We start from the raw sequence: 13,794 nt of genomic DNA on the forward strand, positions 1-13,794 counted from the left end.
TCATCCTGTCCTTATCATTTATTGAAATCCTGTACTACAGTTAATGCTGCCTGGAACAGGTTGGTTAAAAAAACACCCGCCCTTTTTTGAGGGGGGGGTGTTTGCGGTTATTGCGCAACCCGGCTTTCGGAAGCGCTCTCTTTCGGTTTTTGTTTTTTGCGGAATACATATGAGGCAAGTACCAGCAGAGTAATAAATCCTGTCAGCAGAAATTCAGACCGCATTGAACTGATAAACAGCATAGATAACAAGATGGCGCAAATGGCGATGATCGTCAGGTAGGTTAAGTACGGATAGAACCACATTTTGATTTTAAGAGATTCAGGGTTTGTCCGTTCGATTTTCTTTCTCATTCTCAGATGTGAGACGGCGATGACGAGATAGACGAGCAGTGCGATCGCCCCTGATGAATTGACCAGGAACAAAAATACGGAGTCTGGAGAAAAGTAATTCATAACAACGGCAATGTAGGAGAAAAAGGTGCCGGCGATAATGGCTTGAACCGGTACGCCTCTTTTACTCAGTTTCATAAAACGCCGCGGCGCTTCATTTCGCTCTGCCAGTGAATACAGCATCCGTGACGTCGTATAGAGCCCGGAGTTCAGGCAGGACAGAACGGCTGTCAGGACGATGAAATTCATGATTTGAGCGGCTGCGGGAACCCCGATATGGCTCAAAACGGCAACGAAGGGGCTCTCCAAAATATTGGCTGAATCCCATGGCAGCAGTGTGACCACAACCGCAATGGAGCCGACGTAAAAAATAATGATCCGCCAAACGACTGAGCGGGTCGCCTTTGTGACGGATTCGACCGGATTTGACGTTTCTCCCGCTGCGATTGCGACGATTTCAGATCCCATGAAAGAAAAAATGACAACGACGATGCCAAGCAGAACGGAACTTGGACCTTTAGGGAAAAATCCGCCGCTGCCCGCCAGATTTTCCAGCCCGACCGGCTTGCTGCCGGGAACGATTCCGAAAATGAACGCAAATCCCGCGATTAAGAAGACAACGATCGTCGCTACCTTCACTAAGGAAAGCCAGTATTCAAATTCGCCGAACGATTTAACTGAATAAATATTCGTCAGTGTTAACAGCACGGTCAGAAGCAGACTCGTCAGCCATAACGGAATGCCCGGGAACCAGTACTGTATGATTCCGGCGCCTGCAATGGCTTCAATGGCAATGACGATGACCCAGAAAAACCAATACAGCCATCCGATCGTAAAACCGGCCCAAGGACCGATGGCGTCATGCGCGTACTGTGAAAACGAACCGCTTGTCGGGTTGACGGAGGACATTTCCCCCAGCATTCTCATAATAAAAATCACTAATAATCCTGCTAAAGCGTAGGAGACAATCGCTCCGGGTCCGGTGGAATGAATGACTGATCCGCTTCCGACAAATAATCCGGCGCCGATCACGCCGGCAATTGAAATCATGGTCATATGCCGGGTTTTTAATCCCTTAGATAAAGAGTTAGGCTGATTCATTCTTTGCCTCCTTTTGGTTTGTTTATGCTGAATATTCCGACAAGTATTATTCTATCATAAATGCCACAGACAGTTGAAAATGATGTAAGAAAATATGACATTTTTTTCTCATCCGTACAGCAGTAGTGCCGGGATGAAAGAGGAATATGCCATTGACCATTCACACGTTCATATGGAGCCTCTCCAGCTGAAATAAAGCTTCCTTTCTAAAGGGAGCTTTTTTCCTTTTTCGGACTGGAAACAATTCGCTGGAAACGTTTTTTTATACTGTTTATATTTTGTGGTAAAGTTAGGTTACGATAATTGAAATTTGAGAGATGACTAGGAGGAGAAGAATGGCTTATAAAGAAGAGCTGCATCCGCTGCTGGAGAAAGCCGTTGAGCATATTGAAAACATCATCATAGGAAAACGGGATATCGCCATACTCAGTCTGGCCGCCATTCTCGCAAAAGGGCATGTGCTGCTGGAAGACGTGCCGGGAGTCGGAAAAACGATGATGGTCCGGGCTTTGGCCAAGCTGATCGGAGCTGACTTTAAGAGGATTCAGTTCACGCCGGATCTTCTGCCGTCAGATGTGACGGGTGTCTCTATTTATAATACGAAAACAATGGAATTTGAATACCGCCCGGGACCGATCATGGGGAATATCGTGCTGGCTGATGAAATTAACAGAACCTCTCCGAAAACTCAGTCTTCCCTGCTTGAGGCGATGGAGGAAGGGAATGTCACGATTGACGGAAAGACAATGCGGCTGGCTGAGCCGTTTTTCGTCATGGCCACACAAAACCCGGTTGAATATGAAGGAACGTATCCGCTTCCCGAAGCCCAGCTTGACCGGTTTTTATTTAAGCTGCGCATGGGCTACCCGACTGCCGAGGAGGAGCTTCGGGTTCTGTCTTTGCAGGAAGGGCGCAATCCGCTTGAAACAATCGAGCCCGTCATTTCTAAAGAACAGTTCATCACCCTCCAGCAAAAACTGGAGCAGGTGCGGGTGGATGATGGAATTAAAGCGTATATCGTCGGCATTACTCAGCATACCCGCCGGCATCCGTCCGTACATCTGGGCGTCAGCCCGCGCGGTTCAATTTCATTAATGAAAGCCGCGCAGGCGTACGCGCTGCTTCATGACCGCGATTACGTCATTCCTGATGACGTCCAGTATTTGGCTCCGTATACGCTGCCGCACAGAATGATCTTGACCGCCGAGGCGAAATTTAACGATGTGACGCCGGAAGCGGTTATAGAAGACATCATGCAAACGGAAAAAGTTCCCGTTCAAAGGATGTCGGTCCGCTAATGAGAAAGAAGATGCATTGGCTTCTATATGGCTGGAAGCTGCTTATGTTGGCCGTACTGACGGCGGCTGTCTTTTCTTATGCCATGTTTCAGGGCGGATTTGTGAGCTGGTTTTTATTTTATGCGTTTTTGCCGTTTACCGTTTACGCCGGGCTGGTCGCTGTGTACCCGCTGCGGGCGTTTCAGGTGACGCGTGACGTGTCCTCCGCCCAGTTAACCTCAGGCGACAGGCTGTCTGTCACCATCAGGCTGACGAGGCGCCTGCCGTTTCCGCTGACATATATGGTCATTGAAGATGTGATGCCGGAAACGCTTGGTGAGAGGCGCAGTGCGAAACAGCTTGTGTTTCCGTGGTTTCAAAGGAAGCTGACGTTACAATATGAGCTGCCGCAGGTGCCGCGCGGAGAGCATCATTTACATACGATCAGAGTGCGGACGGGAGATGTTCTCGGGCTTTTGGACAAGACAGCGTCGTTTTCCGTAACGGATACGGTTCTGGTTTTCCCGGCGTACGGGCCTGTTCACTATAAGCCGCAGGCTGCATCCGGAGAAGAGGGTGCGGGTGCCGGTGCTCCGTTTCAGGTACACCGCACAGCAATGGCTGCGAGCGTCAGAAATTATCAGCCGGGCGACCGGTTTTCCGCACTTGACTGGAAAACATCGGCGCGTCGAAATGAGCTGATGACGAAGGAATTTGACCCGCTGCAGAGTATGAATATGATTCTCCTTTTGGACTGCAGGCCGTCCCCTTCGTTTGAAGCCGCGGTGTCAGCTTCGGCATCCCTGCTTTACACGGCGCTTGTGAAGGGCTCTCCCGCAGGATTTATTTCATTGGGGAGCGACCGGACTGTATTTCCCGTCCGGGAGGGAGAGCGGCATTTCAGACAGATGCTGCGTTACCTGGCATCAGCTTCAGAGTCGGAAGAAGCCGATGCAGGCGGGCGTTTAGGGAAAGAACTGGGTAAAGCTTCCGTTGCCGTCGTGACGGGCAGTCTTACAGAAGACCTTCTCAAACAGGCTGAGCCCGGCCGTGCTGACATGACGGTGTTTTTGGCGAAAGAAACGAATGCCGCGCTTTCGGAGAAAGAACGGAAACTCGCTCTCATCTTCGCTCAGAAAAATATTAAGGTGCAAATGATCAGGGACAAACGGGTGTCCCATGTTGTTTAGAAAGAGAGGTGGCGCGCCATGCCGCATGACGAGAACCAGGGAAGCAGGCTGAGTCTACTGCTGTTTTATTTTCTCGCTTTTTTATTGTTATGGGAATGGCTCAGGCCGCTGCACAATTTTACGGATACAAAACATACCGGTTTTTTCATCGTTTTTATCGGTTTGGCATTTCTGCTGTCATTCTTCCGGATGAGGTGGTACGTCACCGTGCCGTCCTGCATTCTGTTTACGTTGATCAGTATTCACATCCTGTTTTATAAAGGTTCTATTTTTCAGCCGGAATGGCTCGTTTCTTTTTTGCGGGACGTGATGCAAAATGCCCGCCACATCGGGACCGGAAGATGGAATGATATGAATCCGTCATTCCGCACGTTGCTGTTTTTTGTGCTTTTATGGCTGCTCGTGTATTTGCTGCATTACTGGGTGATCTATCAGCGGAAAATATTATTCTTTTTTATCATGACGGTGGCGTATATCACCGTGCTTGATACGTTTACTCCTTATGATGCCGCGTACGCCGTCATCCGGATCGTCTTTATCGGCTTTTTGATGATGGGGCTTTTGTATATGGAGCGCATCCGGCTTACGGAACACATAGCGTTTAAAAAAAGATTGATACTCAAATGGTTTCTGCCGCTGATGCTGTTTATCTGCGCTTCCGTCGTGTTCGGTCTGGCGGCTCCGAAATCAGACCCGAACTGGCCGGATCCCGTGCCGTTTCTAAAAAAAATCACAAACCACAAAGAAGTGCCCGCCGCCGAAAGCAAAATCGGCTACGGCAATCATGATGAAACATTGGGCGGTCCTTTTCAGGAGGATGATACGCCGGTTTTTACATGGAAGGGAAAAGAACGGGCGTACTTCCGGGTGGAAACGAAAGATACATACACGGGGAAAGGCTGGGTGGAGACCGATCAGGGCATGTCCTATAAACTGAACGGCGGCAATGTGGAAGATATATGGTTTGACCGGAGTGTGCAGACGAGACGGTATACGGCACAGGTGTCCATTGATGAGAATTATCTCTATAATCACGTCATGTATCCGATCGGCGTCTCCAATATTAAACCGAAGCACTCGATTCTGCTTGAAATGAACGGAAACACCGAGCAAATTACGCCGGTCAGTGAACAAGTGGGCAACATCCGTAATATGGGACGGTACACGGTGACTTTTCAGGCGCCCGTCTTTAAGCTGAATGATCTCAGAAAAGTGAAAGTGAAACGATACCGTGAGCAGAATCAATTCAATGACCGGTATTTACAGGTCCCCGACAGCCTTCCGAAAAGAGTGCGACAGCTTGCGGACAGACTGACGCGGAATCATCATAATATGTTCGATAAAGCGAAGGCGATCGAGGATTATCTCGGATCTTCCGCATTTTCGTATAATACACAGGATGTCGCGGTTCCGGAGCACAATCAGGATTATGTCGATCAATTTCTGTTTGAAACGAAAAGAGGATATTGTGATAACTTTTCATCGGCAATGGCCGTGCTGCTCCGCTCTGCGGGAATTCCCGCCCGTTGGGTGAAGGGCTATACATCCGGTGAATATAAAGGGGCAGGCGACCATAACGGCCACATTTATGAAGTCACAAACAACAACGCCCATTCGTGGGTAGAAGTGTATTTTCCCGATCAGGGCTGGGTGACGTTTGAGCCGACAAAAGGCTTCACCAATCCGACGGAGTTTACGTCAGAGCAAAATCATACCGCGGCAAAAGACAGCGGAGGCTCAGCGGGGAATTCGGATTCACCGTCTGACAAGCAGCGTCAGGAAACAAAGCCGGAAAAAGAAGAAACACCGAAAAAGCGGGATCACAGCGCGGCACCGCAGCCTGTGATCCGCAACAAAACCGCGGCACACCTGTGGCCGTATGCAGCCATCGTCATCGTAATTTCAGCCGCGGCGGCACTCGCCTGGCTGTTCCGGGCGCGCTGGATTCCGCACGTTACAGCAGCCAGATTGAAGCGGCGAACGGATGAAGACGTCTTTTTCGACGCATATGCCGCGCTGCTCCGCCAGCTGAAACGAAAAGGGTTCAGCAGGGGAGACGGAGAAACGCTCCGCGATTTTGCCGCAAGGGTTGACGAGGCGCACCATACAAACGACATGTCCGAGCTGACGCTGCGCTATGAGCGTGCTTTATACCGCAGCGATAATGCCGCAAAGCTTTGGAATGAATCGGGACAGTTGTGGGAAAATATAATTAAAAGAAGATAGTCTTGACCGCATATCGTCCTGTTGTTAGAATATATGAATGTTAAATGGGAGCCCGGGAGCGTTAAAAAGCCGGGCTTCCGGACAAGTCTTGCCGACAGAGGGCTGAACGTGTGTCCTCCGTTTTTTCTGTGTCAAAAACTTAGAGGAGATTAGGTGACAACCATGACGAAGTTAGTGAATGAAATGATTCTTGTTCTTGATTTCGGCAGTCAGTATAACCAGCTGATTACCCGCCGGATCCGTGAATTTGGCGTATATAGCGAGCTGCATCCCCATACGTTGACAGCTGAGGAAATCAAAGAAATGAATCCAAAAGGAATTATCCTTTCAGGCGGACCGAACAGTGTATATGATGAAGGATCTTTCCGCTGTGATGAAAAAATCTTTGAACTCGATATTCCTGTATTGGGCATCTGCTACGGCATGCAGCTGATGACTCATTACCTCGGAGGGAAAGTCGAGGCGGCAAGCCAGCGCGAATACGGAAAAGCGAACATTCAGATTCAAGGAACTCCTGACTTGTTCAAGGATCTTCCGGAAGAACAAGTTGTCTGGATGAGCCACGGCGACTTAGTCGTACAAGTGCCGGAAGGATTTACGGTAGACGCGACGAGCCATCACTGCCCGAACTCGGCGATGAGCAAAAAAGACAAAAAATGGTACGGTGTGCAGTTCCATCCGGAAGTCCGTCATTCAGAATACGGAAATGACCTTCTGAAAAACTTTGTCTTCGGGCCTTGTGAATGTAAAGGCGAATGGTCAATGGAAAACTTTATCGAAATCGAAATGCAAAAAATCCGCGAAACAGTCGGAGACAAGCAGGTTCTTTGCGCGCTAAGCGGCGGTGTTGATTCCTCTGTTGTGGCTGCTTTAATTCATAAAGCGATCGGCGACCAGCTGACTTGTATTTTCGTCGATCACGGCCTGCTTCGTAAAGGCGAAGCTGAAGGCGTCATGAAAACGTTCAGCGAAGGCTTTAATATGAATGTCATTAAAGTTGATGCGAAAGACAGATTCTTAAACAAGCTGAAAGGTGTTTCTGATCCTGAGCAAAAACGCAAAATCATCGGCAACGAATTCATTTACGTATTTGATGATGAAGCGGACAAGCTGAAAGGCATCGATTACCTTGCGCAAGGAACGCTTTACACGGATATTATCGAGAGCGGTACTGCAACGGCGCAAACGATCAAATCGCATCACAATGTCGGCGGACTTCCTGAAGATATGCAGTTTGAACTGATCGAGCCGCTGAACACCCTTTTCAAAGACGAAGTGCGCGCGCTTGGCACAGAGCTCGGCCTTCCGGATGATATCGTATGGCGTCAGCCGTTCCCGGGCCCTGGACTTGGCATCCGCGTACTCGGTGAAGTAACGGAAGAAAAACTTGAGATCGTTCGTGAATCAGACGCGATTCTGCGTGAAGAAGTGGCGAACCACGGCCTTGAGCGCGACATCTGGCAGTACTTCACGGTTCTTCCTGACATCCGCAGCGTCGGCGTCATGGGAGATGCGAGAACGTATGATTACACAATCGGTATCCGTGCCGTAACATCAATTGACGGCATGACATCTGACTGGGCGCGTATCCCTTGGGATGTGCTTGAAGTGATTTCAACACGGATCGTCAACGAAGTGAAACACATCAACCGCGTCGTGTATGACATTACGAGCAAGCCGCCTGCAACGATTGAGTGGGAATAAATGAAGATAAAAAACGTCTCTTTTAAAAAAGAGGCGTTTTTTTTTCATCTTTTTGAAACCGTTTTGCCCCGATTCATATCTAACAGCATAGGAGGTGGATAAGGTGAAGGAAGAACGATTGATCAAAAAGGCGAAAAAAGGTGATGCCGCAGCCTTTGAAAAACTGATCACAACCCATCAGGAGACTTTATATAAAACAGCTTATCTTTATTTGCATCACAAGGAAGATACACTGGACGCTGTTCAGGAAACGGCTTACAAGGCTTTTCTTCATATCGCACAGCTGAAGGAGCCGAAATATTTTAAAACGTGGCTGATCCGGATTCTGCTTCATACGATTTTTGCGATGAGGAAAAAGCACGGAGACGTCATTCCGTTTGAGCCGCAGCACGATACGCGCGCGGAGAATAAGAACATTGAAGAATACATAGATCTTCGGAATGCTCTGGAAACGCTTGACGAACATATACAGCTGACCATTCAGCTTTATTATTTTCAAGATTTCTCGATTGGTATGATCGCTGAACAGACCGGTATGGCGGAAGGCACTGTAAAAACGCATCTCCACAGGGCGAGAAAAGCATTGAAGCAGGAACTGGAAAAGGAGGATAAACACATATGGAAAAGCATCAAATGAAGCAATTGTATCAGGACATTGACGTGCCGAAAGCTGAGTTGAAAAACGTGATACACAGCGCTGCTGTCCGTGCCGGAAAAGAAGGCGCCGTCAGACGGAGATGGGGACGAAAAGTGATAAACGGCCTCGCGGTTGCTGCTGCTCTGTTTATTCTGTATCTGTCCTCAGGCTTGTTCATGCCCTCCGTTAACACCGCTATGGGAAACATTCCTGTTGCCGGACAAATTTACAGTCTGTTTCAGGATAAGGCAGGTTCTGCGCTGTTTAAAAGCAATTTGGTGACAAAACTGAACGAAAAAGCGGAATCACGCGGAATCACGGTGAAAGTGAAAAGTGTGTATTACGACAGCGGACAGCTCGTTTATAACTTTATCGTTGATAATTTGAAATCAGATGAGGAGAGCATCTCTTTTCAAGTCGATTATAAAGATCCACGGAATATGTTAGCAGAGGATTATGACAGCAGTGATATGAAAAAAATGAAAGACGGGCGGTACGCGGGGCAGCTTCGCCTGTTCACGGACGGCTCAAAGCTGAAAGACGGTGATAAGCTTCCGCTTGTCATTACACAAATCAAGGATATCCCCGGAAACTGGCGCTTTACACTCCCTATTAAAAAACAAAAGTCCGTTTCTCTTGAAGGAACGAAAGCTGTGAATGTAAATCACGGATTATACCGCTTTTTCGATATCCGGGCGGAAAACGGAACGATGGGATCGGCCCTCCTGTATTCTATCGACTTCTATGATGCAGCCAAAAATGATGCCATCTCGATTGACGAAGCAACGGATGATGCTGGAAACCATTATGAAATGACGATGTCGAATATTGAACTTGGCGGCAGGAAGAATCTTCCCGGCGGCGGGAAAAGAATACGCGGCCAAACTCAATTCAGCAAACCGATAGACCCGAAAGCGAAAACACTTTTCATAACGGGCGATATAAAAACAGAATCAGAGCCGGGAGAAATCGTGCCTCTGAAAACAAAACTGCCCGTCAGTTATAAAACGAAACATCATCATGTCGGCATCACCATCAAAAAGATCAAACAGCAAGACAGACGGGTAATTGTCGATTATCAATTCAGCGGAATTGATGTAAGCAAGGCGGATGAAGATCAGCTGATGAATGTCGGTGAATCAATCGGTCTCGGCAATACGAAAAAAATGAAAACTTGGCCATCGCTTAATGAGTATGAAAAAGGCTATTATCTGAAAGGGAATAAGGCGAAAGTCACGAATCTTAAAAAGGGTGAAATGGAATCCGTTTTTGAATTAGATGATTCATCCGATAAAGACTATTCATTGCGCGATTTCTCATTCGATTCATATGCTTTGTACGTCAATCAAACGGTTATGAACTTGCTGGCGGATGACAAGGGGATCACATTCGCGGTGCCGGTTCGGCCTGCGAACGGAAAATGATGCCGGGAAGGCGGCCCTTGCCGTCTTCCATTTTTGGTCAATTAACGAATAAACCAATTTTTTTTAACTGGATTGTTCGTTTTTTTATTGAGTTTTCAAAATTGAATTGATACAATAGACTCAGAAATCAAATATGCAGATATCGTATAATGGCGGGGATATGGCCCGCAAGTTTCTACCAAGCTACCGTAAATGGCTTGACTACGGATCAATCTCAATCGTTTGATATAAATAATCCATTCTTATTTATTCAGACTGAACGTATGTAGTCAAGCGTCCCAAATGTATTTGGGGCGTTTTTTATTTGGCGGATAACGGGCAGAATAAATGGGAGAGAATGAAGGAGGCAATTGGCTTGAAGCAATTTTTTCAGTTTGATGAGCTGGGGACAAGCTATCGTAATGAAATCATCGGCGGTTTAACGACCTTTTTGTCAATGGCGTACATTCTGTTCGTCAATCCGCTGACATTGTCTTTAAACGGTGTGAAAGGATTTCCCGAAGCATTAAAAATTGATCAGGGCGCGGTGTTCACCGCTACAGCCTTGGCATCTGCGGCCGGCTGTATTTTAATGGGGCTTATTGCAAAGTATCCGATCGCGATTGCGCCGGGTATGGGATTAAATGCGTTTTTTGCCTTCTCTGTCGTACTCGGCATGGGGATTTCATGGCAGGCTGCGCTTTCCGGCGTCTTGATTTCCGGAATTATCTTCGTGGCGCTTTCACTGACGGGATTGCGGGAAAAAATCATTAATGCGATTCCGCCTGAGCTGAAATTGGCGGTCGGCGCGGGTATCGGTTTGTTTATCACATTTGTCGGTTTGCAGGGTTCGGGCATTATTGAAGCGAACTCATCGACTTTGGTGTCTATCGGCAATATTCACAGCGGCCCTGTGCTGCTGACGGTTTTCGGTGTTATTGTGACGGTCATTCTGATGGTGCTTCGCGTAAACGGCGGCGTGTTTATCGGAATGCTTTTGACGGCGGTTGCCGGTATGATCTGCGGGCTGATTCCGGTTCCGACACACATTGTCGGCAGCGTGCCGAGTCTTGCGCCGACTTTCGGACAGGCGTGGATGCACCTTCCGGATATCTTCTCCGTACAAATGCTGATTGTCATTTTAACTTTCCTGTTCGTCGGATTTTTCGATACGGCCGGTACGCTGGTAGCTGTAGCGACACAGGCCGGGCTGATGAAGGAAAACAAACTTCCGCGTGCGGGAAGAGCGCTTTTGGCGGATTCAACATCAATCGTTATCGGAGCCGTGCTCGGTACGTCTACAACGACTTCTTATGTTGAATCCAGCTCAGGCGTTGCGGCGGGGGCGCGCTCCGGCTTCGCGGCTGTTGTGACGGGCATTCTCTTTTTGCTGGCGATGTTTTTCTCGCCGCTTCTGTCAGTTGTCACCACGAATGTGACGGCTCCGGCTTTAATTATCGTCGGCGCGCTGATGGTGGCGCCGCTCGGTAAGATCGCCTGGGATAAATTCGAGGTGGCTGTTCCGGCATTTTTAACGATGATTATGATGCCGCTGACGTACAGTATTGCGACGGGGATTGCGATCGGTTTTATTTTCTACCCGATTACAATGATCTGCAAAGGAAAAGGAAAAAGCGTTCACCCGATTATGTACGGGCTGTTCGTCATCTTTATCCTGTATTTCATCTTCTTGAAATAACGGAAAAACCGGCTGGGGAAAGCCGGTTTTTTGTTTTTGTCCTATTCCGTAAAACCAATACATAATATAAAACGTCATGTGGGTGTCCGGGTGAAGAAAACCGCTTGACTGTTTAAGGCCGCTTCGGTACCTTATATAAGTGTTTTATTTTCTTGCTAAACAAATTCCGCCGTATTTTTTTGATAGGAGTTGCTGACATGACGGAAGAAAGAAAAGAAACGTTGGAAGAAGAAAAACAGCATCAGGGAACTGATGAAGAACCGCTGTCGAGAATGTCCAGAAATGCGGGACGTTATCAAAAGCAAAAGAAAAAAGAAAAGGAACGGCGCCCGGCTCCGGCTTTTACGGAAAAACTCGCTTCTGCATGGGCCGCGGTCAAACGTTATTGCCGTTTCGCGCTGCGCATTTTGACATCACCGGTGAAGGTCGTTGGGGAAGACGGCTTTTCCCGCTTTAAATATGCTCTTATTTCAATGCTTGTATTCAGTATCTTTTTCTCAATCGGAAATTGGTTTCAGCTGAGGGCAAGCCAGCAAAGGCCTCTCGGATACGGGGAGCGGCATCATACGTTTTTTGACGGCTTTACCGTCGTTCTCGTGTATACGCTCGTCTTTTTTGCCGCTGCGGCCGGCGCGGTCTGGCTTGTATCACGTTATATGATGAAGCAGAAAATTACGATGCGGGATGCGGCCGCGGGGGTCGGATCGCTTTTGGTTCCGGCTGTCGCCTGCTCTATCGTGTGGATGATTTTCGCGATATTGAATCTGCCGGTCATCACCGTGGTGTTTACGGCGCTGACCTTGTTTCTGGCCGCCTCGGCGATGGTGCAGTTTGTGCAGATTCTATACAAATCGGCTGAAAAGCCTGCGGCTGACGTGATGTACTGTATTTCCGCGGCGGTCATCATCATGCTCGTTTTTACGGCTGTGACATGGCCGCTCATTTCCGAGTACTTTACTGCTTCGCTGATTCCTTTATAAGTCGAAATTTGTCTTTCACAATGTTTACAAATTTTTCTAATGAAGCGTGTTGTTTTGAGGACCCGGCCGAGATATGATGAGAGCAACAGCAATTCGAAAGCGGCACTACTCTTTATGATTCGGAAAGGGATGATGAAGATGGCCCCGTTGTTGCGAGAAGCCATTAATCGGAAAAAACAGCACCTGAGGACAAAACTGATCCGCTCAGGGTTTTATCAAGACCATGTTCAGGAACTGTCCGGGTACACGCTGAGTGAACTTGAGAAGGAATATGAAGCCGTCAAACGATTGAAAAAAGCCGAGCTTCACTGATAAGAGCTTGAGAGTCTGCCTTGCGGGGCGGGCTTTTTTTTCTTTTGAAAATGATGAAAAGAGGGTAAACTATCCTTAATTGAAAGATTGGCTTTTCAAAGTCAGAGGAGGGGAATCAGTGATGCAGACAATTTTATCCAACAGTATAGGTATGGTTCTCATTATTCTCATCATTAACATTATATATGTCTCTTTCTTTACGATCAGGATGATTCTGACATTAAAGGGACAGCGCTATTTCGCCGCAGGCATCAGTACAATTGAAATCCTTGTGTATGTGACCGGTCTGAGTCTTGTGCTCGACAATCTGAATCAAATTCAAAACGTCATTGCCTATGCGCTCGGCTACGGCCTCGGCGTCATAGTGGGAATGAAGATTGAAGAAAAACTGGCGCTCGGCTACATAACAGTCAACGTCATTACGAAGGAGCTTGATCTGGACCTGCCGAAACAGCTCCGGGAAAAAGGATACGGTGTTACAAGCTGGGTTGCGGGCGGACTTGAAGGAGACCGGACCGCCATGCAGATTCTGACGCCGCGCAAATATGAGCTTCAGCTGTATGATACGATTAAAACGCTTGATGAAAAAGCGTTTATCATCGCCTTTGAGCCGAAAACGATCCACGGCGGATTCTGGGTGAAAGCAGTGAAGAAGAGGAGAATTAAGGAATGACAAAGCCAAAAAAGAAACGGTTTGAAGTAACGGAACATGAAACGATTGACACCATTCTCACTTTAATGAAGGAAGAGGGTTATATGCCCGTCAGGCGGATGGAAGAGCCCATCTTTACAGAAAAGAAAGAAAATGGATCAATTCAAGTCGTTCCTTGCGGGAAAAAAATCGTATTTGAAGGGAAATTGATCTAAACACGA

General features: G+C 47.8%; 12 protein-coding genes and 1 riboswitch. Of the genes, 11 read left to right on the forward strand and 1 reads right to left on the reverse strand.

Features of this window, described 5'->3' with window-relative positions:
- Positions 1 to 107: 107 nt before the first annotated feature.
- The gene (gabP, locus tag AC2CGA_RS16940) at positions 108 to 1,493 is read right to left on the reverse strand and encodes a GABA permease (RefSeq protein WP_012116987.1); all 1,386 of its coding nucleotides are present in this window, start codon (positions 1,491 to 1,493) and stop codon (positions 108 to 110) included.
- 335 nt (positions 1,494 to 1,828) lie between these two features.
- Here gabP and AC2CGA_RS16945 point away from each other — a divergent pair, with 335 nt between their 5' ends.
- The 11 genes from AC2CGA_RS16945 (at position 1,829) to AC2CGA_RS16995 (ending at position 13,788) form a co-directional block, all read left to right on the forward strand.
- Complete coding sequence (locus tag AC2CGA_RS16945; protein WP_025853956.1) at positions 1,829 to 2,791, forward strand: AAA family ATPase; 963 nt, start codon at positions 1,829 to 1,831, stop codon at positions 2,789 to 2,791.
- Positions 2,791 to 3,960, forward strand: coding sequence for a DUF58 domain-containing protein (locus AC2CGA_RS16950; RefSeq protein WP_139885617.1), 1,170 nt, complete (start codon positions 2,791 to 2,793; stop codon positions 3,958 to 3,960). Before AC2CGA_RS16945 ends, AC2CGA_RS16950 begins: the two co-directional genes overlap by 1 nt.
- Positions 3,961 to 3,978: 18 nt before the next feature.
- Positions 3,979 to 6,186, forward strand: coding sequence for a DUF4129 domain-containing transglutaminase family protein (locus AC2CGA_RS16955; RefSeq protein ID WP_014304540.1), 2,208 nt, complete (start codon positions 3,979 to 3,981; stop codon positions 6,184 to 6,186).
- 162 nt (positions 6,187 to 6,348) lie between these two features.
- The gene (guaA, locus tag AC2CGA_RS16960; protein ID WP_003155784.1) at positions 6,349 to 7,890 is read left to right on the forward strand and encodes a glutamine-hydrolyzing GMP synthase; all 1,542 of its coding nucleotides are present in this window, start codon (positions 6,349 to 6,351) and stop codon (positions 7,888 to 7,890) included.
- A gap of 103 nt (positions 7,891 to 7,993) precedes the next feature.
- Positions 7,994 to 8,527 carry a sigma-70 family RNA polymerase sigma factor gene (locus AC2CGA_RS16965; RefSeq protein WP_003155783.1) on the forward strand — a complete coding sequence of 178 codons (534 nt, stop codon included), beginning with the start codon at positions 7,994 to 7,996 and terminating at the stop codon, positions 8,525 to 8,527.
- Positions 8,509 to 9,951, forward strand: a complete 1,443-nt coding sequence (locus tag AC2CGA_RS16970) for a DUF4179 domain-containing protein (protein ID WP_139885618.1) — start codon at positions 8,509 to 8,511, stop codon at positions 9,949 to 9,951. The genes AC2CGA_RS16965 and AC2CGA_RS16970 overlap by 19 nt, the downstream gene beginning before the upstream one ends.
- A 122-nt stretch (positions 9,952 to 10,073) precedes the next feature.
- Positions 10,074 to 10,175, forward strand: a riboswitch (purine riboswitch).
- A gap of 131 nt (positions 10,176 to 10,306) precedes the next feature.
- Positions 10,307 to 11,629, forward strand: coding sequence for an NCS2 family permease (locus AC2CGA_RS16975; protein WP_003155780.1), 1,323 nt, complete (start codon positions 10,307 to 10,309; stop codon positions 11,627 to 11,629).
- Between the two features lie 197 nt (positions 11,630 to 11,826).
- On the forward strand, positions 11,827 to 12,609 hold the full coding sequence (locus AC2CGA_RS16980) for a hypothetical protein (RefSeq protein ID WP_014304542.1): 783 nt from the start codon (positions 11,827 to 11,829) through the stop codon (positions 12,607 to 12,609).
- 138 nt (positions 12,610 to 12,747) lie between these two features.
- Positions 12,748 to 12,921, forward strand: coding sequence for a Fur-regulated basic protein FbpA (locus AC2CGA_RS16985; protein WP_003155777.1), 174 nt, complete (start codon positions 12,748 to 12,750; stop codon positions 12,919 to 12,921).
- Between the two features lie 118 nt (positions 12,922 to 13,039).
- A complete protein-coding gene (locus tag AC2CGA_RS16990; protein ID WP_003155773.1) occupies positions 13,040 to 13,594 on the forward strand; it encodes a DUF2179 domain-containing protein in 555 nt (184 codons plus the stop codon).
- Positions 13,591 to 13,788, forward strand: a complete 198-nt coding sequence (locus tag AC2CGA_RS16995) for an NETI motif-containing protein (protein WP_003155772.1) — start codon at positions 13,591 to 13,593, stop codon at positions 13,786 to 13,788. The genes AC2CGA_RS16990 and AC2CGA_RS16995 overlap by 4 nt, the downstream gene beginning before the upstream one ends.
- Positions 13,789 to 13,794 lie beyond the last annotated feature (6 nt).

The sequence above is a fragment of the Bacillus sp. SYZHCR11 genome (assembly GCF_057196865.1).